This is a genomic window from Janthinobacterium sp. BJB304 (genome assembly GCF_002735765.1).
GTDB lineage: Bacteria > Pseudomonadota > Gammaproteobacteria > Burkholderiales > Burkholderiaceae_D > Janthinobacterium.
In genome coordinates, this window is sequence record NZ_PDZN01000014.1 from 176778 (window position 1) to 200433 (window position 23656).

The 23656-nt window shown below is 60.7% G+C and carries 23 protein-coding genes, 1 rRNA gene and 1 pseudogene; 12 read left to right on the forward strand and 13 right to left on the reverse strand.

Annotation, left to right across the window (positions count from 1 at the left end):
* Nucleotides 1-111: 111 nt before the first annotated feature.
* Nucleotides 112-876 (reverse strand): exodeoxyribonuclease III, encoded by a 765-nt coding sequence (gene xth / locus CSQ95_RS17805; protein ID WP_099410469.1) that lies wholly within the window; start codon nt 874-876, stop codon nt 112-114.
* Between the two features lie 581 nt (nt 877-1457).
* On the opposite strand from xth, the gene CSQ95_RS17810 reads away from it, so the two are divergent.
* The 4 genes from CSQ95_RS17810 to CSQ95_RS17825 are packed head-to-tail and all read left to right on the forward strand — an operon-like array spanning nt 1458 to nt 3076.
* Nucleotides 1458-1829, forward strand: coding sequence for a hypothetical protein (locus CSQ95_RS17810; RefSeq protein ID WP_070219480.1), 372 nt, complete (start codon nt 1458-1460; stop codon nt 1827-1829).
* A gap of 10 nt (nt 1830-1839) precedes the next feature.
* Nucleotides 1840-2028, forward strand: coding sequence for a DUF1653 domain-containing protein (locus CSQ95_RS17815; protein WP_034782199.1), 189 nt, complete (start codon nt 1840-1842; stop codon nt 2026-2028).
* 32 nt (nt 2029-2060) lie between these two features.
* Nucleotides 2061-2531, forward strand: a complete 471-nt coding sequence (locus CSQ95_RS17820; RefSeq protein WP_070219479.1) for a CreA family protein — start codon at nt 2061-2063, stop codon at nt 2529-2531.
* An 11-nt stretch (nt 2532-2542) separates the two neighbouring features.
* Entirely contained in the window at nt 2543-3076 is a 534-nt protein-coding gene (locus CSQ95_RS17825) for a hypothetical protein (protein WP_257218096.1), read from the forward strand.
* Nucleotides 3077-3260: 184 nt separating this feature from the next.
* On the opposite strand, the gene CSQ95_RS17830 is transcribed toward CSQ95_RS17825, so the two are convergent.
* Entirely contained in the window at nt 3261-4754 is a 1494-nt protein-coding gene (locus CSQ95_RS17830) for a leucyl aminopeptidase (RefSeq protein ID WP_099410470.1), read from the reverse strand.
* Nucleotides 4755-4821: 67 nt separating this feature from the next.
* On the opposite strand from CSQ95_RS17830, the gene lptF reads away from it, so the two are divergent.
* The 4 genes from lptF to CSQ95_RS17850 are packed head-to-tail and all read left to right on the forward strand — an operon-like array spanning nt 4822 to nt 8505.
* Nucleotides 4822-5967, forward strand: coding sequence for an LPS export ABC transporter permease LptF (gene lptF / locus CSQ95_RS17835; protein ID WP_099410471.1), 1146 nt, complete (start codon nt 4822-4824; stop codon nt 5965-5967).
* Nucleotides 5964-7133, forward strand: a complete 1170-nt coding sequence (gene lptG, locus CSQ95_RS17840; RefSeq protein WP_099410472.1) for an LPS export ABC transporter permease LptG — start codon at nt 5964-5966, stop codon at nt 7131-7133. Before lptF ends, lptG begins: the two co-directional genes overlap by 4 nt.
* The gene (locus tag CSQ95_RS17845; RefSeq protein ID WP_070219474.1) at nt 7133-7540 is read left to right on the forward strand and encodes a sirohydrochlorin chelatase; all 408 of its coding nucleotides are present in this window, start codon (nt 7133-7135) and stop codon (nt 7538-7540) included. The genes lptG and CSQ95_RS17845 overlap by 1 nt, the downstream gene beginning before the upstream one ends.
* Nucleotides 7537-8505, forward strand: a complete 969-nt coding sequence (locus CSQ95_RS17850; RefSeq protein ID WP_240453564.1) for a Stealth CR1 domain-containing protein — start codon at nt 7537-7539, stop codon at nt 8503-8505. The genes CSQ95_RS17845 and CSQ95_RS17850 overlap by 4 nt, the downstream gene beginning before the upstream one ends.
* On the opposite strand, the gene CSQ95_RS17855 is transcribed toward CSQ95_RS17850, so the two are convergent.
* The 8 genes and pseudogenes from CSQ95_RS17855 to CSQ95_RS17890 form a co-directional block, all read right to left on the reverse strand.
* Nucleotides 8502-9152, reverse strand: coding sequence for a hypothetical protein (locus CSQ95_RS17855; protein ID WP_143449998.1), 651 nt, complete (start codon nt 9150-9152; stop codon nt 8502-8504). The genes CSQ95_RS17850 and CSQ95_RS17855 overlap by 4 nt on opposite strands.
* 231 nt (nt 9153-9383) lie before the next feature.
* Nucleotides 9384-10148 carry a uroporphyrinogen-III C-methyltransferase gene (cobA, locus tag CSQ95_RS17860; RefSeq protein WP_099410474.1) on the reverse strand — a complete coding sequence of 255 codons (765 nt, stop codon included), beginning with the start codon at nt 10146-10148 and terminating at the stop codon, nt 9384-9386.
* A 29-nt stretch (nt 10149-10177) separates the two neighbouring features.
* Complete coding sequence (locus tag CSQ95_RS17865; RefSeq protein ID WP_070219470.1) at nt 10178-11494, reverse strand: sulfate adenylyltransferase subunit 1; 1317 nt, start codon at nt 11492-11494, stop codon at nt 10178-10180.
* Nucleotides 11494-12408, reverse strand: a pseudogene (gene cysD, locus CSQ95_RS17870) (sulfate adenylyltransferase subunit CysD); the annotation flags it as partial. The pseudogene cysD and the gene CSQ95_RS17865, both read right to left, overlap by 1 nt.
* A gap of 27 nt (nt 12409-12435) precedes the next feature.
* Nucleotides 12436-13152 (reverse strand): phosphoadenylyl-sulfate reductase, encoded by a 717-nt coding sequence (locus CSQ95_RS17875; protein ID WP_099410475.1) that lies wholly within the window; start codon nt 13150-13152, stop codon nt 12436-12438.
* 9 nt (nt 13153-13161) lie between these two features.
* Nucleotides 13162-13722, reverse strand: a complete 561-nt coding sequence (locus CSQ95_RS17880; RefSeq protein WP_070312124.1) for a DUF934 domain-containing protein — start codon at nt 13720-13722, stop codon at nt 13162-13164.
* The gene (locus CSQ95_RS17885) at nt 13715-15403 is read right to left on the reverse strand and encodes a nitrite/sulfite reductase (RefSeq protein WP_070219466.1); all 1689 of its coding nucleotides are present in this window, start codon (nt 15401-15403) and stop codon (nt 13715-13717) included. The genes CSQ95_RS17880 and CSQ95_RS17885 overlap by 8 nt, the downstream gene beginning before the upstream one ends.
* An 81-nt stretch (nt 15404-15484) precedes the next feature.
* Nucleotides 15485-16258 (reverse strand): sulfite exporter TauE/SafE family protein, encoded by a 774-nt coding sequence (locus tag CSQ95_RS17890; protein ID WP_070219465.1) that lies wholly within the window; start codon nt 16256-16258, stop codon nt 15485-15487.
* Between the two features lie 160 nt (nt 16259-16418).
* Between CSQ95_RS17890 and CSQ95_RS17895 the strand changes: the two genes are divergently transcribed.
* From CSQ95_RS17895 to CSQ95_RS17905, 3 genes are all read left to right on the forward strand, one after another.
* Nucleotides 16419-17360: a CysB family HTH-type transcriptional regulator gene (locus CSQ95_RS17895; protein ID WP_034751505.1), complete on the forward strand. Its 942-nt coding sequence runs from the start codon at nt 16419-16421 to the stop codon at nt 17358-17360.
* Between the two features lie 61 nt (nt 17361-17421).
* A complete protein-coding gene (locus CSQ95_RS17900; protein WP_070219464.1) occupies nt 17422-18072 on the forward strand; it encodes a class I SAM-dependent methyltransferase in 651 nt (216 codons plus the stop codon).
* A 425-nt stretch (nt 18073-18497) separates the two neighbouring features.
* On the forward strand, nt 18498-19445 hold the full coding sequence (locus CSQ95_RS17905) for a porin (RefSeq protein ID WP_052140115.1): 948 nt from the start codon (nt 18498-18500) through the stop codon (nt 19443-19445).
* Nucleotides 19446-19491: 46 nt separating this feature from the next.
* On the opposite strand, the gene CSQ95_RS17910 is transcribed toward CSQ95_RS17905, so the two are convergent.
* The 3 genes from CSQ95_RS17910 to CSQ95_RS17920 form a co-directional block, all read right to left on the reverse strand.
* A complete protein-coding gene (locus CSQ95_RS17910; RefSeq protein WP_099410476.1) occupies nt 19492-20682 on the reverse strand; it encodes a PAS domain-containing sensor histidine kinase in 1191 nt (396 codons plus the stop codon).
* 165 nt (nt 20683-20847) lie between these two features.
* Nucleotides 20848-21606 carry a LytTR family DNA-binding domain-containing protein gene (locus CSQ95_RS17915; protein ID WP_070290528.1) on the reverse strand — a complete coding sequence of 253 codons (759 nt, stop codon included), beginning with the start codon at nt 21604-21606 and terminating at the stop codon, nt 20848-20850.
* Nucleotides 21607-21674: 68 nt separating this feature from the next.
* Nucleotides 21675-22967, reverse strand: a complete 1293-nt coding sequence (locus tag CSQ95_RS17920) for a sensor histidine kinase (protein ID WP_099410477.1) — start codon at nt 22965-22967, stop codon at nt 21675-21677.
* Between the two features lie 580 nt (nt 22968-23547).
* On the opposite strand from CSQ95_RS17920, the gene CSQ95_RS17925 reads away from it, so the two are divergent.
* A 16S ribosomal RNA gene (locus CSQ95_RS17925) occupies nt 23548-23656 on the forward strand; the annotation flags it as partial.

Below are 23656 nucleotides of genomic sequence, written 5' to 3' on the forward strand. Positions count from 1 at the left end.
GAGCGGCAGTGAGTTGTGGCTGAGAAGCGGAGCTGTGCGAAGCACGGGGCCGCCGAGGCAGTGAGCATCGGAGGCCGCAAATCGCGACGCGCAGTAGGTTATGTTAGGTGCTCAATCAATCGTCGCCACGACCGGCGCATGATCGGACGGTTGTTCCCACTTGCGCGGCACGCGGTCGATCACGCAGGCCGTGCAGCGGCCTGCGAGAGCGGGCGAGAGCAGAATGTGATCGATGCGCAGGCCCTTGTTCAGGCGGAAGCCCAACTGGCGGTAATCCCACCAGCTGAACGATTTTTCCGCCTGTTCGAACAGGCGGAAAGCGTCCGTCAGGCCGATGTCGAGCAGGCGCTGCAGGGCGGCGCGTTCCTTGTCCGAGACCAGTACCTGGCCTTCCCAGGCGACGGGGTCGTGCACGTCGCGGTCGTCGGGCGCGATATTGTAGTCGCCGACGACGGCCAGCTGCGGGTGCTGCTGCGCTTCTTCGGCCAGCCAGTCGTGCAGGGCGGACAGCCAGCCCAGCTTGTATTCGTATTTGTCCGAGTCGACGCTCTGGCCGTTCGGCACGTAGGCGCAGACGACCCGCACGCCGCCTATGGTGGCGGCCAGGATGCGCTGCTGCGCATCGTCATAGCGCGGGTTGTTCTTTACCACGTCGGTGATCGGCAGCTTCGACAGGATGGCCACGCCGTTGTAGGTCTTCTGGCCGCTGAAGACCACCTGGTAGCCGGCCGCCTCGATCTCGGCGACGGGGAACTTGTCATCCGTGAGCTTGGTTTCTTGCAGGCACAGTATGTCGACCGGGTTGTCGGTCAGCCACTGCAGCACTTGCGGCAGGCGCACTTTGAGCGAGTTGACGTTCCAGGTGGCGAGTTTCATGGGAAAAATCCTTGCTTGAGTAGGTGACGATTGGGTGTCGATAGGCGCGAATCTTACCGCATGCGTGTCGATGGCGTCCTGCCCCGCTTGTCGGGCATGGGCTTGATTGACGGGCGGGGAAAAAGCGGTGTTAACAAAGTATTTGCATTTAACCAATCGTGGCGCATGAATATTATGTTTTTGTGTATCATTGATCAACCCCTATGTTTGATTTGGCATAAGTGGCTGGCATGGCAGGCTGCGTCTTGCCGTTGGGCGCGACAAAGGTGTAAAGTTTCTCGCTAAAACGCGATAAAAACTACTAAAATGGCACAATGTAACAACTGTGTCACACGGCTTTGTTACAGCCAAGTTAAGAACCGAACAGGAAGCAGTTGTAATTAGTTGTAATTGCTATTCCGATTACATGACCACTGTGCCGGGGACGGAACGTTAATTCCGTCCCTGGCGCCGCCAGACTTGTTATATAAATTGCAGTACTGTATCTATGAGACTGTTTTGCGACATCAATAGATGGTACTATTTTGAAATGTTGCAGTTTTAATAGTGAGACTTGCGCGTAGCATTTGCAAAGGAAGAAAATGCGAACTGCATTTGAAGCGTGGGCGCAGCGTGACGGCCACATTGTGCGGCGAAGAGAAGACAAACCGGATGAGTACCTGATTTTCGAGACCCAGCGCCGCTGGGTTATCTGGCAGGCAGCTCTGACGCATGGCAAGACGGCGACCAAGCCGCGCGTGAGCGCGGCCGAAAAGGCGGCGAAAGCCCAGCGCGCGCTGGAAATGTCCTCAGATGAAGCGACTGTACGCAACAAGGTGCTCAATGAGGTGCTCGACGCCTTCAGCGGCGCCGATGGCGCGGCCGGCATGGAAGGCATACTGAAAGTGATCCAGGGCCTGAAGCAGAAGCAGAAGGCGCTGGCCGACGACAAGAGCGAAGATTCAACGGCTTGAGGGGACGGCGATGCGTTATCGGCACTATAAGGGCGGCATTTACGAACTCGTGTGCGAAGCCACGCTGGAAGCGGATCTGACGCCGATGATCGTCTATCGCGCCGCCGACGGTTCCATCTGGACCCGTCCGAAAGACGTGTTTTTTCAACTGATCGAAGTCGAAGGCGTCATGGTCCAGCGTTTCGCTCCCATCAACTGATGGCCGCCTGCGTGCGTGCCCGGGATTATTTAATGCGTAAATTGCTGCCTGCCGCTTTGGTGCTGGGCTTTGCCTGCGCCGCGGCGCATGCCGAAACCATCGGTTCGGTCGATACGGTCTTCAAACTGATCGGCCCTGACCATAAAATCGTCGTTGAAGCGTATGATGATCCGCGCGTCGCCGGCGTCAGCTGCTATCTGTCGCGCGCCAAGACGGGCGGCATCAAGGGCGCTGTCGGCCTGGCCGAAGACAAGGCCGATGCGGCCGTGGCTTGCCGCCAGGTGGGGCCGCTGCAATTCAAGGGCAAGCTGCCGCGCCAGGAAGAAGTGTTCACCGAGCGCGCCTCGATCTTCTTTAAGCACGTGCGCGTCGTGCGCATGGTCGACAGCAAGCGCAATGCGCTGGTCTACCTTGTGTATTCCGACCGCCTGATCGAGGGCAGCCCGAAAAACAGCGTCACCGCCGTCGCCGTGCCTGGCGACCAGCCGATTCCCGTCCGTTAAGCGAGCTTCCCATGCGCGTGCCATCGTCTGCCGCCCTTGCCGCCTTTGCCGCCGGGACGCTGCTGTTTGGTCTGGGCGGCTGCGCTACCCTGACGGGCAACACGGACCAGATGGTGCTGGTGCAAACCATCCAGGACAACCGCGAGCTGACTGGCGCCGGTTGCATCCTCAGCAACGACGTGGGCAAGTGGTTCGTCACCACGCCGGGACGCATCACCATCCGCAAGAGCCAGGAACCGTTGAAAGTCGATTGCCGCAAGCATGGCTCTCCCGCCATCGCGACGGACGACCACATCGATCCCAAGCTCAATGGCAGCGTATGGGGCAATGTCATCCTGACCCTGGGCGTCGGCTATTTCGTCGACCGCAACACGGGCGCCGGCTTCGACTACCCATCGATCCTGACCATCGTCATGCAAGACCCCGCGCGTCTGGCGCCGCCGCCCGCACCCGTCGCCGTGAAGCCGCCGCCGGCCGCCGTGCCGGAAACGGTAGTGCAGCCCAAGGTGGCGCCGTCGCCGTTGCCCAATCCCGTCGTCTACTGATTAATACGCCACGCATGAAAAAACCGCCAGGGTCAGTGACCGTGGCGGCTGTCTTCTTGCGTAACGACGCCTGACAAAACCGTAGCGAGCGGGAGCTAGTGGTGGCCGAGAAGCGCAGCTGTACTTTATGTACAGCGAGCATCGCCGGCCGCCAATAGCCCCGCGCAGTAGGTTTGGTCTGGCGTTATACCCGGTTGATCAGGAACGTGGTGAGCAGTGGTACTGGACGGCCGGTCGCGCCCTTCGATCCGCCCGATTTCCATGCCGTGCCGGCGATGTCCAGATGCGCCCAGGTGTACTTCTTGGTGAAGTTTTCCAGGAAGGCCGCTGCCGTCACCGAGCCGCCGCCTGGCGTGCCGATGTTGGCCAGGTCGGCGAAGTTCGACTTCAGCTGTTCGTTGTACGCCTCTTCGATCGGCATGCGCCATGCCGTGTCGCTCGATTGCTTGCCCGCTGCCAGCAGTTCATTGGCCAGCTGGTCATGCGCCACATCGCTGCGCGTAAACAGGCCGCTGTTGTGGTGGCCCAGGGCGACGACGCAAGCGCCCGTCAGGGTGGCGATATCGACCACGGCTGCCGGCTTGAAGCGTTCGGCGTAGGTCAGCGCGTCGCACAGCACCAGACGGCCTTCGGCGTCCGTGTTCAGCACTTCGATGGTCAGGCCGTTCATGGAGGTGACGATGTCGCCCGGCTTGGTGGCGCGGCCCGACGGCATGTTTTCGCACGCGGCGATGACGCCGATGACGTTCAGCTTCAGGTTCATTTCGCCGATGGCGCGGAAGGTGCCCAGCACCGAGGCGGCGCCGCACATGTCGTACTTCATTTCATCCATGCCGGGACCGGCCTTGATCGAAATGCCGCCCGTGTCGAAGGTGATGCCCTTGCCGACCAGGACCACCGGCGCATCCTTGGCCTTGCCGCCCATGTGTTTCAGGACGATGAATTTCGGCGGCTGCTCGCTGCCGTTGGTGACGGACAGGAAGCTGCCCATCTTCAGCGCTTCGAGCTGTTTGCGGTCCAGCACTTCGACTTCGAACTTGTAGTCCTTGGCCAGCTGCTTGGCCGTGCTGGCCAGGTAAGTCGGATTGGCGATGTTCGCCGGCAGGTCGCCCAGCTTGCGCGTCAGGTCGGAACCGTTGGCGATGGCGATGGCTTGCGCCAGCGCGCCGCGCGTGGCTGCCGTTGCTGGCGCTGCCAGGACGATCTTGCGCACGCCTGCCGGCGCCGGATCTTTTTTGCTTTTTTGCGAGTCGCAGCGGTATTCGCTGTCATGTGCTGCTTGCACCACGCAACGGATTGCCCAATTTACGTCGCGCTCTTTCACTTCAGCCAGCGGTAATGCGATAATGGCGTCCGCAGCGCCCAGCGAGCCGAAGGCCTTCAGCGCGGCTTGTACGCCGGTTGCGAAGCTTTTTTCGCTGACAGTGTCATCGCTGCCCATGCCTACCAGCAGAACACGTTCGGCGGCGACGCCATCGACTGCGCGCAGCAGCAAGGTGCTGCCAGGCTTGCCGCTGATGTCGCCGGACTTCAGCGCAGCCGAAATCGCACCCTTGCTGTCCAGCGATTTTGCCGCTGGCGACAGTTTTTTGTTTTCGAATACCGCAACCGCGATGCATCCGCTTTTGGCCGTGCCGAGGGTGCTCTTGGTATCGAATGCTTTTATGCTAAAGTCCATTTGGTTCTCCGTTTTCATTTACTAGTAACGTGTTACTCAACTAACTGACCCGAATTATAAACTCCGAATGATCTTTCAACGCGCCCTTCGACGTGAATTGGCTAGTGCCGCCGGGGCCACCTTCACTGTTTTGTTCAGCATCCTGCTCACCTGGATGCTGATCGGTATTCTCGGCAAGGCGGCGGGCGGCAAGATCGCGTCGGCCGACGTCATGTCCCTGATGGTCTTTTCCGCCCTGATGCAGCTGCCCACCATCATCATCCTCACCGGATTCATTTCGGTGCTGATGGTCGTGACGCGCAGCTACAAGGAGTCGGAGATGGTGGTGTGGTTCGCCTCGGGCCTGAGCCTGTCGCGCTGGATCTGGCCCGTGCTCAGCTTCGGCCTGCCGCTGGTGCTGGCCACCGGCATCCTGAGTTTGTACGCCACGCCGTGGGCGCAAAAGAAAAGCGATGAATATGTGGCGCGCTTTGAAAAGCGCGAAGACCTGCAGAAAGTCACGCCGGGCCAGTTCCGCGAATCGGCCGGCAGCAACCGCATCTTTTTCGTCGAGGGCGCTAGCGGCGAAAAGAACGTGGTGCAGAACGTCTTCGTCAATACCGTCGATGAAAAAGGCAGCGCCGTCGTCGTCGTCGCGAAGGAAGGCGTGATCAATACCGACGCCAAGGGCGAACGCTTCCTGGTGCTCAAGAGCGGCCGCCGCTACCAGGGCGTGCCGACACAGGCGGACTTCCAGACCATGGAATTCGAGCAGTACATCATGCGCATCGAGAGCAAGCAGCAGGAACTGGGCGCGGAACTGGGCGTGCGCGCCATGAGCACCATGGCCCTGGTCGCCGATCCGAATCCCTACACCATGGCCGAGTTGCTGTGGCGGGTCAGTGCGCCGCTGATCGGCCTGATGCTGATCCTGCTGGCCATTCCGCTGGGCTTTGTCAATCCGCGTGCCGGCAGTTCGGCCAACCTGATCATCGCCCTGCTGATTTTCTTCACCTACAGCAATCTGATCAAGGTCGTCGAAGCGAGCGTGAAACAGGGGCGCCTGACCTTCGGTCTGGCCTGGTGGCCGCTGCACCTGCTGGCGGCGCTGGCCGTGGTTGCGCTGTTTGCGTGGCGCCTGAATGTGAATCACCGCTATCATCCGCTGGTCCTGCTGGCGGCTTTCAAGCGCGCGCGCCGCGCCGGCAAACCAAGTAAAGCGGTATCGAAATGAAGATTTTACAGCGCTATTTTGCGGTCTCGATATTCCAGGCGGTGCTGTTCGTGCTGCTGGCCTTTCTGGCTTTGCAAGCCTTCATCGACCTGACGGGCGAGTTGCCCAAGGTGGGCCGCAACGGCTACACCATCCAGTATGCCTTCCTGTATGTGCTGGTGCTGGTGCCGGGGCACGTGTACGAGGTGATGCCGATCGCGGCGCTGATCGGCACCATCTACACGATGGCGCAGTTTGCCGCCAGTTCCGAATTTACCATCATGCGCGCATCGAGCATGTCGACGGCGATGGCCGCTGGTTTCCTGTTCCGCATCGGTATCGTCTTCGTCGTCATCACCTTCATCTTCGGCGAGGTGATCACGCCGCGCACGGAGCCGCTGGCCGAACGCCTCAAGCTGACCTCGCGCGGCGCGGCCGTGTCGAGCGAGTTTCGCTCGGGCCTGTGGACCAAGGACATGGTCAAGAGCGACGGCCTGACGGGTACCGTCACCGGCTCGCGCTTTTTCAATGTGGGCGAAGCGCGTGCGGACGGCCAGCTGAAAAACGTCAAGCTGTATGAATTCGACACCGATATGCGTTTGCGCACCCTGACCGTGGCCAAAGGCGCGACGTATCGGGGCAATAATATCTGGCGTCTGACCGATGTGACGGAAACCTCGTTCTCGAACAGCGCGGCCACCTCGCCCGGCTTCGAGCCAAAGCTGGCGAACTACTATGGGCAGGAAACGAGTCTGGTGCGCACGGTGCAGAGCGCCAGCAAGGACATGACGTCGGAAGTGACGCCGAAGATCCTGACGGTGTCGGCGTCCGACCCCGAGCGCATGTCGGCCAGCGAACTGGCCGTGTACACGCGCCACCTGGCCGAGAACAAGCAGGAAACCGAGCGTTTCCGCATCGCTTTCTGGAAAAAGCTGATCGATCCGCTGGCCATCTTCGTGCTGATGGCGCTGGCGCTGCCGTTCGCCTACATGCATACGCGCAGCGGCGGCATCAGCCTGAAGATCTTCATCGGCATCATGATCGGCGTGAGCTTCATGCTGGTCAACACCCTGTTCTCGCATCTTGGCTTGCTCAGCACCTGGCCGGCCTTCCTGACGGCGGTGGCGCCGAGCGCCCTGTATCTGCTGCTGGCGCTGGGCGCCCTGTGGTGGGTGGAGCGGCACTGATGGAGACGAACGTGAAACAGGCATTGATCTTGTTTGCCCATGGCGCGCGCGCCGCATCGTGGGCCGCCCCCTTCGAGCGGCTGCGCGACCTGACCCAGGCGCGCATGCCCGGCGCCAGCGTGCACCTGGCCTTCCTGGAACTGATGACGCCACGCCTGCCCGAGCTGGTGGCGAGTCTGCTGGCCGAGCTGCCCGCCGGCGCCATCCTCGACGTCACCGTGGTGCCCGTGTTCCTGGGGCAGGGCGGGCATGTGCTGCGCGACTTGCCGTTGCTGCTGGAAGAACTGCGCCAGCAGCATCCGGCACTGCGCCTGAAGGTGGTCGAGGCGGTGGGCGAGAACGCCAGCGTGCTCGCCGCCATCGCCGATTACTGCGTGGCGGCGCCAGGTTCCAGCCCTTTGCCTTGAGCGGCATCGACATCGTCTACCTGTGGGTAGACGGCGCCGATCCCGCCTGGCGCGCGCGCCGGCGACACGCCTATGCCGCCTGGGCGCAGGCGCATCCCGGCCAGCTGGCCCTGCACGGCAACGTGGCGGGGCGCTACCGCGACAACGGCGAACTGCGCTACAACCTGCGCGCGCTCGAGCGTTTCTTTCCCGGCCATGGACACATCTATCTGCTGACGGACCGGCAAGTGCCCCACTGGCTGCGCGCATCAAAGCGCCTGACGGTGATCGACCATGCGAGCCTGATGCCCGATGCCTCCCTGCCGGTGTTCGACTCCGGTCATATCGAATCGTACCTGCACCATATTCCGGGATTGTCCGAACGCTTCCTGTATCTGAACGACGACGTATTTTTCGGCGCGCCGTTCGAGCCTGCATTCTGGTTTGGCGGAGAAGGGGACCGGCGTTTGAGTGTTTTCACGGAGAGCGCGCTGCACGATGATGTGCCGGGCTTGCGCGCCGACGTGGCGGCGCCCGTCAATTGCGCGACCTTGTCGCGGCAATGGCTGTCGGCGCAGTACCCCGCTTACCTGCATGAACCGCGCCTGTATGCGCATGCGCCGCGGCCCATGCTGAAAAGCGCGCTGCATGCGCTGGAAGGGCTGGCGCCGGCCATGTTTGCCGCTGTGCGCGAGACGGTGTTCCGCTCGTGGCAGGTGCCGGCATTGCTGCCCGACCTGGTGCCGCGCTGGATGGTGCATCAGGGGATTGCGCGCTCGCGCATGCTCGACCCGCTGCATATCGCCAGCGGCGATGCGCAGGCACCGCAGCAGCTTGAGGAACTGGCGGCGCGTTTCGGCAGCTTGCCGTTTTTCTGCATCAACGATACCTGCGACGAGGCCGGGGACGACGACCCGCGCCTGCTGCGCGTGGCCGCGACCTTGCAGCGGCTGCTGCCGCTGCCGTCATCGTTTGAAGTTGCTTAAGCCGCTTTCTTCTTCGGCGCCAGGCTGATGCGGACGGCGGCTGTGCTGTCGGACAGCGAAGCGAGGAACAGCAGCAAATAGGCGCCCAATTCGAGCACTTCCTCACCGAGCAGCGCGTAGGCGTCCGGCATGCCATGAAAGACCTTCTTGTCGAAAGGCCAGCCAGCGACCATCAGCAAGCCGCCGATGGCCGTCAGGATGGTGATGCGCATGCTGAAAATCTGCGGCGCATGGGCAAACACCTTGCGCGCGCGCGGCGCGAAGAAGATCAGCAAGCGTATCAGGATCAGCAACTCCACCAGACGCAGGGCTTTTTCCAGCTGCGCCCAGGCGGGCGCCGTGCCGAACTGGTCGATATCGAGTTCGCGCAGCAGGAAGCCGAACAGCAGCGCGCACAGGCCCGCATGCATGAGGAAGCGCAGGGACTGGCGGTCAGTCTCTTGCCAGGCGCGCACGCCGTGCACGGTGCAAGCCAGGGCCAGGAACAGCGCCTGCAGCCATTCCAATAAGTGGTTTTCATCGTCGATATTCGGGAAGACCGTCCACAGGGCGATGGAGGCGAGCATGCTGAGCAGCACGGCGCTGGCGACGCCGACATTGCTGCGGCTGAGCGAAGTCAGGGCTTCGCGCATGGAGGTGAAATTCATGTGTGGTCGTAAGGCTAAAGTTGCGCGGCGCGGTATTGCAGCCTGCGGGCGCAGCTTTTTTCGGGGAGGGTCAGCCGGGATACCGCACGGCAAGCGCTATGGCGGGGCGAAGCGTGAATTTATTGCTATCACGCAACAACTTCTCGAGAAAAGATGCGTGAGCATCGTATCATGTTTCCCCGGACGACGTCGGTTACTGACTTTAAAGTCGGTAAAATACGCTGTGTTTATTCAAGCATGGCGCGCCAGAATGGCGGCCGTTTCTTCGATGGACTGGTGCGCGCGCGCGGCCATCGCGTCGCCCAGCATCACCAGCACGGGGCCGTGGGTGTCGCCCAGGCCGTGCGCCAGGGCGCTCAGCGTCAGGCGCACGATGCGCTGGTCCGGGCGGCTGCAGTTTTCTATCACCACCACCGGGGTGTCAGCACGGCGGCCCTGGGCCAGCAAGCGCTGCGCCGTGGCGATGGCTTCGCGGCCACCCATGTATTGCACCAGGGTGTCGCAGTCGGGAATGCGCGTCTGGTCCGGTTCGCCCGGCGCCGTGCTGGACGTGAAAAAGGCCACGCTGCGCGACACGCCCCGCTTGGTCAGCGGCTGCTGTGTTGCGGCCGCCGCCGCCAGCGCCGTGGTAATGCCTGGGACCACTTCGACGGCGATGCCCGCTTCTTCCAGCGCCCGCAATTCCTCGTCGGCACGGCCGAACAGCATGGGATCGCCCCCTTTCAGGCGCACCACGACGGCGTGCTTGCGCGCGTTGTCGAGCAGTTGCTTGTTAATAAACGCCTGCGCCGTCGACAACTGGCCGCAGCGCTTGCCGACCAGGATTTTTTGCGCCTGTGGGCACAGCTCCAGCATCTCTTCGGTGACCAGCGCGTCGTGCAGCACGACATCGGCCTGCGCCAGCAGGCGGGCGCCACGCAAGGTCATCAGGTCTTGCGCGCCGGGGCCGGCGCCGATCAGGTAGACCTTGCCGGGGAGAGATGGGGAGCTGTTCATATGGCTGCCTTTCTTGGTGGGGACGCGGCTTACAGCCGGACCATGCCCGCGGCCACGGTCTGGTGGGTGACTTCATCGATCAGGATGAATGCCCCCGTGGCGCGGATATCGGCATACGCATCGGCCGCCAGCGCCTGCTGCACGTTCAGGCTGATGCGGGCGATGTCGTTGAGCTTCAAGCCTTCGGCCGGATGGCGCTGCTGCGTATTGATGTCGAGGATCGATTCGATCGCCGTCACCTTGGCCGCCGTCTGCCTGGTGCCGTGCTTGATCCAGTATTTGCGGCGCAGGTCCAGCGCGTCTTCCGACAGCCAGCACACGTCGGCCACTACCTGCTTGAGCAAGGTGGCGGGGCGCTCGCTGCTGGCCAGCAAGTCGCCGCGCGAGATGTCCAGGTATTCATTGAGCAGCAGGGTCACGGACTGGCCCACCACGGCCGTCGGCAGCGAACCGTCGAGGGTGACGATGTCTTTCACTGTCGCCGTCTGGCCCGATGGCTGCACCACCAGGGTGTCGCCGATGCTGACCTTGCCCGCCTCGATGCGGCCCATGTAGCCGCGGAAGTCGTTTGCTTCGTGGCCGTTGTGGCGCGCCACCAGCTGCACGGGGAAGCGGAATGGCGTGTCGTGCGATTCGTCGTAGACGGACAAGGACTCAAGCAGCTCGATCAGGGTCGGGCCCGTGTACCAGCCCAGCTTGTCGCCGCGCTCGACGACATTGTCGCCCGTTAATGCGGACAATGGAATCGGCGTGATGTCCTTCAGGCCCAGCGACTGGGCAAATTCGCGGTAGGCGGCGACGATGCGGTTGTACACCGTTTCATCATAATCGACCAGGTCCATCTTGTTGACGGCCACGACCACGTGCTCGATCTGCAGCAAATGGGCAATCGTCGAATGACGTTTGGTCTGGATCAGCAGTTCCACGCTGCCGTCGTCACCAAGTTTGACTTTCGACACGTCGATCAGGATGATGACGGCGTCGGCCGTGGAGGCGCCTGTGACCATGTTGCGCGTGTACTGCTCATGGCCCGGCGTGTCGGCGATGATGAACTTGCGCTTCGGCGTGGCAAAGTAGCGGTAGGCCACGTCGATGGTGATGCCTTGTTCGCGTTCCGCTTCCAGGCCGTCCGTCAGCAAGGACAGGTCGACCGTGTCGCCCACCGTGCGCTTGTGCTTGGAGCGCGACATGGCGTCGAGCTGGTCGGCGAAGATGCCCTTGCTGTCGAACAGCAAACGGCCGATCAGGGTGCTCTTGCCGTCATCGACGGAACCGGCTGTAATAAAGCGCAACATGCCGCGTTCAACGCTGTCGGTGAGAGTGGTGCTGGAGATTGCTGCGTTCATTAGAAATACCCTGCTTTCTTGCGTTTTTCCATCGAGGCTTCGGAAGTCTGGTCATCCATGCGGGTGGCGCCACGTTCCGTGATTTGCGTGATTGCCGTCTCGGCGATGATGGCGTCCACCGTCGCCGCGTCGGACGACACGGGGCAGGTGCACGAGATATCGCCCACCGTGCGGAAGCGCACGACTTGCGTTTCCACCGTTTCGCCGTCGCGCGGCGGCGTCAGATCCGTCAGCGGCACCAGCAGGCCGTTGCGCGGGATCACCTGGCGCTCATGCGCGAAGTAGATCGGCGGCAATTCCAGTTTCTCGCGGGCGATGTATTGCCACACGTCCAGCTCCGTCCAGTTCGAGATGGGGAAGACACGCATGTTTTCACCGGGATGCACGCGCGTGTTATACAAGTCCCACAGCTCGGGGCGCTGGGCTTTCGGGTCCCAGGCGCCAAATTCGTCGCGGAAGGAAAAAATGCGTTCCTTGGCGCGGGCCTTCTCTTCATCGCGGCGCGCGCCGCCAATGCAGGCGTCAAAGCCATGTTCGGCGATGGTTTCCAGCAAGGTCACGGCTTGGGCCGCATTGCGCGAATCCGTGGCCGGGTTGCGCAGGCGCACGGTGCCGCGCTGGATCGAGTCTTCCACGGAGCCGACGATCAGGCGCTCGCCCAGTTCCGCCACTTTCTTGTCGCGGAAAGTGATGACTTCCGGGAAGTTGTGGCCCGTGTCGATATGCACGAGGGGGAAAGGAAATTTGCCTGGGCGGAAGGCTTTCTCGGCCAGGCGCAGCAGGACGACGGAATCCTTGCCGCCGGAAAACAGCAGGGCGGGATTGGCCGATTCGGCCGCCACTTCGCGCATGATGTGGATGGCTTCCGACTCAAGGCTGTCGAGGTGACGCTGGTTCAAAATATTGCTCATATTGGATGCTTTCTTGTTCTGTGTGTCTGTTCAGGCTGCCACGGATTTGATGCGGATCAACTTGCCGTCCACCATGTGCAGGCCGCATTCCTTGGAGTCGGGGTTTTCCCACCACCAACGCCCGGCGCGCACATCTTCGCCCGGCTGCACCGCACGCGTGCACGGTTCGCAGCCGATGGACGGGTAGCCCTGGTCGTGCAGCGCGTTGTACGGCACGTCGTTGGCACGGATATAGTCCCACACATCCTGCTCGGACCAGTCGGCCAGCGGATTGAATTTCGTCATCGCATGCGCCGCGTCGTCTTCCTGTACGTGCAATTCTGCGCGCGTGGTGGACTGGGCGCGGCGCTGGCCCGTGATCCAGGCCTTGTTGCCGGCCAGGGCGCGGCCCAGCGGCTCGACCTTGCGGATGCGGCAGCATTCGCGGCGCATCTCGACGCTGTTGTAGAAGGCGTTGAGGCCGTTCTGTTCCACGTAGGAAGCGACAAGCTCCGGCTGCGGGCGGTACAGGGTAATGTCGTGGCCGTAGCGGGTTTTCACCTTGTCGAGCACGGCCAGGGTTTCCTGGTGCAGCCGTCCCGTTTCCAGGGAAAAGATGCCGATTGGCAACTTCGCCTTGAGAATCATGTCGGTCAGCACCATGTCTTCGGCTGCCAGGCTGGACGCGAACACGGCCGGCGAAAAGTCCGCGGCGATGCGTGTCAGCGTTTGCTCGGTGGCGTGAATCAAAGAAGTCAGATCGCTCATGATGGGTCCTCAGATGCCGGCCGCGTTGTCGAGGTCAGGATTCTGGCCTTCGCGGTGGTGGCGGCGGAACAGCGGCGATTTCTGATCCCACGAGGCCTGGTAGGTTTCCGAAAAGACCGACAAACCTTTCAGGGCGTCATGGATGCTGCGGTCCGGACGCGTCGCATAGGCATCGAAGCCGACGCGGTGCATGGAAAACAGCTGGTCGCGCAGCACGTCGCCGATGGCGCGCAATTCACCCTGGAAACCCAGGCGGGCGCGCAAATTGAACGCGATGGAATAGCCGCGGCCATCCGTGAATTTCGGAAAGTCCACGCCGATGACGGGCAGTTGCGCCACGTCGGCCGCCAGGTCTTCCGGCCGTTCGTCGCTGGCCAGCCACACGCCGATGTCGGGCAGGCGCGCCAGCAGGGTCTCGCGCTGTGCTTGCCACACGGGCAGGGGGACGATGACCTTGCCGGCAGGCACGACCACCGTTTCCGGCGTGTCGGTCTCATCGAGGCGCAGCAAGCCCCAGGTATTCGGCACCACGGCGGCGTTCTTGATGATTTCTTCGCGTACTTCAAACATATTCGTCTTCTCCCACCAGGTTGCCGACCGTGATCGGCGTTGCATATACGTGTTCCTTGAACGGCGCCAGGCCCAGGCGCTGGGCCGTATCGACGAAGCGCTCGCCTTCATGGCGGTCGCGCACGTAGACGTGCAGCAGGCGGCCGATGACTTCAGGCATCTGCAGGGAAGAGAACGATGGTCCGATAATCTTGCCGATGGCCGCGTTGTTGCCTTGCGCGCCGCCGATCGACACTTGATACCATTCGCTGCCATCCTTGTCGACGCCGAGGATGCCGATGCTGCCCACGTGATGGTGGCCGCAGGCATTGATGCAGCCGGAAATATTCAGTTCGATCTCGCCGATGTCGTGCTGGAAGTCGATGCTGTCGAAGCGTTCCGCGATGGCGGCCGCGATCGGCAGCGACTTGGCGTTCGCCAGCGAGCAGAAATCGCCGCCCGGGCAGCAGATCATGTCCGTCAGCAAACCGATGTTCGGCGTGGCCAGGCCGTGCGCCTTGGCTTCCTGCCACAGTGCGAACAGTTTCGACTGTTCCACGTCGGCCAGCACCAGGTTTTGTTCATGCGTCACGCGCAGTTCGCCAAAGCTGTAGCGGTCGGCCAGATCGGCCACGAAGTCGATCTGCTCGGCCGTCGCGTCGCCTGGCGGCACGCCCGTTTTCTTCAGGGACAGTACCACGGCCACGTAGCCGGGGCGCTGGTGCGGCTTGACGTTGCGCGCCAGCCAATTTACATACGCCTTGTTGTCCGCGTGTTCGGCCTGGTAATCGAGTTCTGGCAGGGCAAGGTAGGCGGGGGGATTGAAGAAGTCCGCCACGCGCTGCATTTCCTCGGCCGTCAAGGTTTCCGGGCCATCCTTCAAGTCGACCCACTCCGCTTCCACCTGGCGCGTGAATTCTTCCACGCCGATGGCTTTCAACAGGATCTTGATGCGTGCCTTGTATTTGTTGTCGCGGCGGCCGTGCAAGTTGTACACGCGCATGATGGCCTGGATGTACGTCAGCAAGTGCTGCCATGGCAGGAAGTCGCGCACGACGCTGCCCAGGATCGGCGTGCGACCCATGCCGCCGCCCGCCATCACCTTGAAGCCCACTTCGCCGGCTTCGTTGCGCACGGCCGTCAAGCCGATGTCGTGCACGGCGATGGCGGCGCGGTCTTCCTCGGCGCCATTGATGGCGACCTTGAATTTGCGCGGCAGGGCGATGAACTCGGGGTGGAAGGTGCTCCACTGGCGCAATACTTCCGCGTACGGGCGCGGATCGATGATTTCATCGGCGGCGACGCCCGCAAACGGGTCCGATGTTGTATTACGGATACAGTTGCCGGACGTCTGGATCGCGTGCATTTCCACGGAAGCGAGGTCCGTCAGGATATCGGGCGTCTGTTCCAGCTCAATCCAGTTGAACTGGATGTTCTGGCGCGTGGTGAAGTGGCCATAGCCGCGGTCATACTTGCGCGCGATGTGCGCGAACATGCGCATCTGCTTGGACGACAGCAAGCCGTACGGCACGGCGATGCGCAGCATGTAGGCGTGGCGTTGCATGTACAGGCCGTTTTGCAGGCGCAGCGGAATGAATTCCTCTTCCGTCAGTTCATTGGCGATACGGCGCGCAACCTGGTCTCGGTACTGGGCGATGCGTTCTTTGATGATGAGGTGGTCGTACTGATCGTAATGGTACATATCAATTCCTAAAAAAGCCGGGGTGCTGGAAGATTGCCTGGGATGATGTTCTTGATACTGCTCTTGTCACTTGTTCGGTCATTAATAGATTAGCTTCACTGCCACGCCGGTCAAGGTCATCGCCAGCAAGACTCTTAAAAACTGTTCCGGCACGGATCGCGCGACCCAGGAGCCGAGCGTGATGCCGGGCAGGGAGCCGACCAGCAAGGAAGCCAGCAATTCCCAGTGGATGGAGCCGAGCCACCAGTGGCCCAGCGCGGCGATGGCCGTCAGGGGCACGGCGTAGGCGATGTCGGTGCCCGCCACTTCGGCCGAGCTCATGCGTGGATACAGCATCACCAGCAAGGTCGCGCCGATGGCGCCGGCGCCGATCGACGACACCGTCACCAGCACGCCCAGCACGGCGCCGGCAATGATGGTCGCGGCGGCAAGCTTGTTGCCTTGTAATTGTTTCTCAGGGTGGGCATTGATCCAGGCCAGCATGCGGCCCTTGAAGATCAGTGCTACGACGGTCAGCAGCACGGAGCCGGCGATCGAGTAACGGATGATCTGGCCGATTTGCGGCGACAGGGTGCCGAACGATTTGAGCGCCAGGGTCGCGATGACGGCGGCGGGGAGGGCGCCGATGCACAGGCGCTTGACGATATCCCAGCGGATGGTGCCGCGCAGGCGGTGCGTCAGGGTGCCGGCGCTCTTGGTGATCGAGGCGAAGGCCAGGTCGGTACCCACCGCCACGGAAGGCGGTACGCCAAACAGCAGGGTTAACAGCGGCGTCATCAGCGAGCCGCCGCCCACGCCGGTCATTCCTACGAGTAATCCTACGGCAAATCCTGAGACTATATAAGACAAAGTCATGCTTGCACCCCCAAAGTACTCGCAATAGTAATAAACTTAGTGTTTATTCCAAACTACTAAGTACGCATTTGCTTATATGCGATATGCGTATATGCATGCATGCAAAATCATGGGTGGGGCGGAAACTCGGCAAATCACGGCAATCTAGGGCAAACCAGCAATGAATCTCCATCAACTGCGCTTCGTGCGCGAAGCGGTCCGGCAGAACTACAACCTGACGGACGCCGCCAAGGCCTTGTTCACGTCGCAACCGGGCGTATCGAAAGCCATCATCGAGCTGGAAGAGGAACTGGGCGTGGATATTTTTACGCGCCACGGCAAGCGCATCCGCGGCCTGACGGAGCCGGGCCGCCTGGTGCTGGAGTCCGTCGAGCTGATTATGCAGGAAATCGACAGCATGAAGCGCATCGGCAAGGAATTCGCGGCGCAGGACAGCGGCAGCTTTACCATTGCCACTACGCATACGCAGGCGCGCTACACCTTGCCCAAGGTGGTGCAAGCCTTCATGCTGAAGTTCCCGAAGGTGCGATTGTCTTTACTGCAAGGAAATCCGCGCCAGATCGCCGAGATGGTGCAGCGCGACCAGGCGGATCTCGCCATCGCCACGGAATCGATCGCCGCCATCGATGGCCTGATCACCTTGCCATGCTATCAATGGGAACACGTGGTGGTGGTGCCGGTCGACCATCCGCTGCTCAAATCGAAGTCCGTGACCCTGGAAGAAATCGCCGCCTTCCCCCTGATTACCTATGATAGCGCGTTCGCCGGACGCAACAAGATCGACCATGCTTTCGTGCTGCGCGGCCTGAAGCCGGACATCTTGCTCGAGGCCATCGACGCCGACGTGATCAAGACTTATGTCGAGTTGGGCATGGGGATTGGTATCATAGCGGGTATGGCCTTCGATGCCGAGCGCGACAAAGGCTTGCGCGCCATCCCTGTCGGGCACCTGTTCGGCATGAATGTGTCGCGCGTGGCCGTCAAGCAGGGCGCGTATTTGCGCAGCTATATTTATACCTTTATCGAGTTGCTGACGCCGACCTTGAACCGCAAGCTCATCGAGCAGGCGATGAGCGGTGATAAAGAGCACTACGAACTATAACAATGCATGAAGTCGGCCGGGCGAGGTGCCTGGCCAAGATTATTTAAGAAGAGAAGAAACAATGATTACCGATCAGCTTGCCAAATATTACGCCACCATCGCGCAGCAGTACGAGCGCGTCTATGACAAGCCCGAACGCCAGGAAGACCTGGAAGTGTTGCGCGACAAGGTCGCCGACGTGCTGGAAGGCCACACCGTGCTGGAACTGGCTTGCGGCACCGGCTACTGGACGGAAGTGGTCGCCGAGTCGGCCGAGTCCGTACTGGCCACCGATATCAACGATGAAATGCTGGCGCTGGCCCAGGCACGCGGCTTGCCCGACAACGTCACCTTCGCCAAGCTCGATGCCTTCAACTTGCCCGACGACATGCTGGGCAAGTTCACGGCCGTGTTCGCGGGTTTCTGGTGGTCGCACGTCAAGCGCGAAGACCAGGACAAATACCTGAAGCAATTGCGCACGAAGCTGGGCAAGGACATCCTGCTGGTGCTGATCGACAATTCCTATGTCGATGGCAGCAGCACCGTGATCGCGCGCACGGACCTGGAAGGCAATACGCACCAGTTCCGCACGACGGAGGCGGGCGAGCGCTATGAAGTGCTGAAGAATTTCCCATCGGATAGCCATCTGCGTAAGAAGTTTGCCCACTCGGCCCGCGAAATCCGCATGAAGCGCCTGGAATACTACTGGCTGTTGAGCTGCCGTCTGAAGTAAGGCGGGCCTTTTGATGTGGTGTGCCGACAATATTGTCGGATTACGCTACGCTAATTCGACCTACGACCTACGACCTGCGTTACCGGATGCTGAACTGTCGTGTGAATAAGCTTGATTTGAAGCTGGCATGTCTGTGCGGTAGGTCGGATTAGCCCATCAGGGCGTAATCCGACAACACCTTGGCCCGTGCCGACAATGTTGTCGGATTACGCTACGCTAATCCGACCTGCGCCTGAGAGGCTCTGTTGTTGCAGCATGAACCGCCTTCGGGCGGTTTTTTTTCGCCTGTTGTTTTTATCTGACAAGATGTTGTTCCAAAAAACAACATCTTGTCGATGTCATATTGTTGAAGTATTTCGTGGGCATGATTCGGTTCAGCAGCTAAGCAGCACCATTCTTGTCCAACCTAATGTAGAGAATCTCAAGTGAAAAAAATTACTCTGGCAGCATTGATCATCGGCACCTTCGCAGCAGCTACGGCGCAAGCACAATCGAACGTCACCGTGTACGGCCTGGTTGACCTCGGTATTGCCAAGACCACTGGCCAGCCGACGGTACAACGCGAAAACAATGCGTCGCGCCTCGGTTTCAAGGGTACGGAAGATCTGGGTGGCGGCCTGTCCGCGATTTTCAACCTGGAAAGTGAATTCCTGGCCGACACCGGTGCGCAAAAAGGCGTGTTGTTCGACCGTCAAGCGTATGTAGGCTTGAAAGGCGCTTTCGGTACCGCCATCCTGGGCCGCACCAAGAATCTGGTCGATGGCACCATCGCCCGCGTCGACCCATTCAACACCTACGGCGTGGTCGGCAAAAACAATGAAACCCTGCTGCGTTCGGGCGTCGGCACGTCGCGCGTCAACAATGCCGTAACCTACAACAGCCCAAGCTTTGAAGGTTTCGTGGGCAGCCTGCAATACGTGCTGAGCGAAGTCAACAGCGCTGACGCGGGTGTGATCGGCCTGGCAACCTACGACAATGGCCCGATCAGCCTGCACGCCGGCTACGAAAAAGCCGTGCAAGCAACGGCAACGGCCGCCAAGCCTGACCTGTGGTCCATCGGTGGCGGCTATAAATTCGGCCCAGCCAAGATCACGGCCGCCTACTCGAAAGGCGACACCAAGGTTGCGACGACTGGCGAATTCAAGTCCTACTTGATCGGCCTGAACTACACGGTGGGCGGCGGCGATGCCAAAGTGTCGTATGGCAAGCAAGAGCAAAGCAACAACAAGTTCAAGGATCAGGACACCATCAAGGAATTCGGCGTCGGTTACGACTACCACCTGTCGAAGCGCACCGACGTGTACGCTTACGCTGGCCGCGAGCGCGTCAAGTCGCTGACTTCGTACCAGATCGGTCTGGCACACAAATTCTAAGCATCATTCGATGTGACGAAGCAAAGGCGCCTGTGGGCGCCTTTTTTTATTGCATCGCCGCAGATGCCGCCTCGGCATTCATGGGCAGCGAGATGTCGATGCGCGTGCCGCCCAGTTCGCTATCGGCGCCGATATGGATGCTGCCGTTCAAGCCCCATACCCGTTCGCGCATGCCCAGCAGTCCCAGTGCCGTGGCTTTTTCCAGGTCGTGTTCGGCAATGCCGCGGCCGTCATCCTGGATGGTGATGGCCAGCGAGGAATCGATGCGGTGCAGGGCGATGGTGATGTGGTTCGCTTCAGCATGGCGCGAGATATTCGTCAGTGCTTCCTGCACGATGCGGTAGATGGCCGTGCTGCGCGCATCGTCGAGCACCAGGTCGGCCTCGTCGGCCAGCAAGTCGAAATGGATGGCGCGGCGCAGCAGGAAGTCGTGACGCAGTTTTTGCAGTGCAAAATACAAGCCCCCTTCGTCAAGTGCGCGCGGACGCAGGTTGCTGGCGATGCGCCGCAGCGAGGTGATGGCCGTCACCAGCAAGCCGTCCATGCTGTGCAGCAACGTTTGCAGGGACGGGGTGGTCTCCGTGTGCTGACGCACCAGGGTCAGGTCGACGCGCAAGGTGGCCAGCAATTGCCCCAGGTCATCATGCAGTTCGCGCGCGATATGCTTGCGTTCTTCTTCGCGGATGGTTTGCAGTGCGCTCGACAATTCACGCAATTGCGAAAAGGAGCGGGCCAGCTGTTCATGCATCTGTTGACGCGCCGTAATGTCGCGCACGATGATGGTAAATACGCTATGGCCGTCTTCCTGCATGGCCGAGAGCGATCCTTCTAGGGGAAACATGGCGCCATCGCTGCGCCGTCCCGTCAAGGTGTAATCGGTGGCGCGCCGGCCCGTCAGGCGCAGTTCCTGGCTGATATCGTCAAACGGCGGCTCGCCATCGTGCTTGCCCAGGCCGCCGAGGGTGCGCAAGTCGCGCAGGATGTAGTGACCCAGGCGCATGCCGCGCATGCCGGCCGGCGTGTCGTCGAACAATCTGGCCGCTGCCGCGTTTGCATGCAGGATGATTTGGCGGCTGTCGATGCTGATGATGGCGTCGCTGGCGCTGTCGATGATGGCTTGTCCGCGCGCCTGCTGCTGCCGGCGGGCTTTCAGTGGAGGAAACAGGCACAGCAAAAGCGCTGCCGCCATACCCAGCGGCAAGATGCGCAGCAGTGCGGGACTGCCTCGGTCGGGCATGGGGCTTCTCCTTGCGAACGTGTACGAAGGCAGACAGGACAGCGATGGAGAGTTGGACTTTATCTAGCCTATGCCTGCTGGCGCGGCGCGGCTTGATGTGGCGCAGAAAGGGGAAAGGAAGAGATCAAGGCGCCGCACCGGCCTGGGCCGGGCGGCGGCGGAGTCTTACATTTGCTTGAACAAGTGCAGGAAGCTGCGGCTCACTTCGAGCTTGTCGGACTTGCCTTTGATGAGTACCAGGTGACGGCCGCGGATGTCGCGCGTCACGCCTTCGATGGCATTCACGTTGACCAGGGTGGCGCGGTGGATTTGCCAGAACAGCGAAGGGTCGAGCTCTTCGGCCAAGTCGCGCACGGGCTTGCGGATCAGCGCCTCATACTTGGCCGTTTGTACGCATGTGTATTTCTCGTCAGAACGGAAGAACAGGATCTCTTCCACGGGGATCATGCGCAAGTCCTGGCCGATGCTGGCCTGTATCCATTGCAGGTAGGTGGGCTTGGCCGTGATTTTTTCCGCTAGTTGCGACAGCATGGCCGTGACGCTGCTGTTGACGTCCAGGGCCGGCTTGTTCAAGTGCGTTTTCAGGCGCTCCACCGTCACCAGCAGACGCTCATGCTCGGGCGGCTTGAGCACGTAGTCGACGGCGCCCCGCTCGAAGGCTTCGACGGCGTGACTGTCATAGGCAGTGACGAAGACAATATGCGTCTTGCTGCCTATTGCTTGCGCCGCCTCCATGCCCGTCTTGCCTGGCATGCGGATATCGAGGAAGGCAAAATCGGGCTTGAGTTGTTCCACCAGTTCGATCGCCTCGTCGCCATTCTTGGCTTCGCCGATGATTTCCAGTTCAGGCCAGGCCTGGCCCAGGCGCAGGCGTAGCTGGTCGCGCATCAGTCTTTCGTCGTCGGCAATAATAGCGGTAGGCATAGGTCTCAAGTGTGAACAGGCGAAGATTGATTATTCAATGATTTAGCGTTTTTATCAACTACTCTGTCTTACTTGGACAATTGATATGGCACTTCGATCACGGCGCACACGCCGGACGGTTGATTTGGCGTAATGGTCAGGCTGCCCTCGTCGCCATGCAGCAGCTTCAGGCGTTCGCGTATGGTGGGCAAACCCAGTCCCGTACCATCGCTGGGCACTACGCCAAAGCCCAGGCCGTCATCGGTGACGGTCACGCGCAGCTTGCTGTGCGCCACTTCGGCCACGATGCGCAGGGTGCCGCCTTCCGGTTTGACTTCCAGGCCGTGCTTGATGGCATTTTCCACCATCGATTGCAGCATCATGGGCGGGAAGGCGGCGCTGCGCAGGCCGTCGGGAATCTGGAAGTCAACGGTCAGGCGTTCTTCCATCCGCATTTTCAGCAGGTTCAAGTACGCTTGCACCATGTCCGCTTCACGGCCCAGGTTGGTAATCAGGGCGTTGTCGCGCATTTGCGGCAGCACGGCGCGCAGATACTGGATCAGGCTGCGCTGCATCTTGGCTGCGCGCGGCGGATCGACCTGGATCAGGTGTTCGACGGAGGCCAGCGTGTTGAACAGGAAGTGCGGCTCGACTTGCGCCTGCATCATCTGCATCTTCGCTTCGCTGAGCTGGCGCTGCATGGATTCCCGTTCAGCCGCTTCGTTGGCCGTGACGGTTTCCGCTTCGGCGCGTTTCTTGCCGCCGACCAGGGCCTTCATGGCGAACAGGGCCAACACCAGCAAGGACACAAAACTCTTGAACCAGGTCGAGGCTTGCTGGTGGTAGCGCGACACTTTTTGCTCGGCGGCATCATCGACCGCTTCTTCGATGGCATTCGACAGCTCTTCGCCGATTTGCGGCGGCAATTCGATATGGACTTCTTCCCCTGAAGCATTGGTGGTCACCGGATAGTTGGGCTTGGCGGGGGCGGCTGGTGGCTGCGGCGGTTCCGGCGGCACGGCGCTGGCTTTTGCGTCCGCCTCGGCGGCATCGGCTGGATCGCTGGCCGCCTCGGCCGCGCTGCTGCGGCGATTCTTGCCGTTGCGGGGATTGAAATGGATGCCCGTATCGTCGATCAGGATATTGGTTTCCCCCGAACCCTTGCTGCTGCGTTTATGCGACTTGATGACCACTTCTTCGTCCGGGCTGGACGAGAACAGCTCATCTTGCAAAATGGAGCCGGCGATCAGAGCCAGCGCAGCGAACAGGAAGAATTTCCACCAAGACAGTTGGGTGACCCAGGTCGTCGTCGCGTCGAATGCCTGTTGTAACCAAGCGAGGATGGTTTTCAACAATTGGGGCAGGCTGGAAATCGGAAGCATGAGGGGGCACTTTCAAGTACTAGAGTTTAATCGACGCAGCGGGCAAGTTTAACCCCTTGTTGAGTAGCGTCAGAGTCTGATATTGCCACTGTGCCTAAAGACCACGAACTACGCCAGCCGATTGCGACAGGCTGCACAAAAAGGCGCTTGAAGTGAAGACAAGGCTTGCTGGGCGGTGAGCGCGTGAAAATAGCGCTTGCGGCGCGCGCGGGGCAGGGCTATAATTCGCCCCCTCGCTGAACGACGCATGCAAATGCCGAGTAAAGCAGGGTGAAAAAGAAGGTTGACGAATTAGCCGAAACGCTTCATACTCTTCCTTCTTCGCAGCTGACAAACACAACGCTTTGTCGATAGCGCGAAAGCAGTAACCGAATGCAGTTCTTTAACAATTAACAGTCGATAAGTGTGGGCATTTGATGTAAGTGCAGCGTCAATCTTAGGATTGGCGTCTAACTTAAAATATATCAAATGTTCACAAGAAATAATGAAATAGGCGCTACGAAAGTAGTGGCCTGTCAGTTTTTTGAGTGAGCGACCCGTCGCAAGACGGTGCCAATAAAATGGCAAAGTAACAGAGATTAAACTGAAGAGTTTGATCCTGGCTCAGATTGAACGCTGGCGGCATGCCTTACACATGCAAGTCGAACGGCAGCACGGAGCTTGCTCTGGTGGCGAGTGGCGAACGGGTG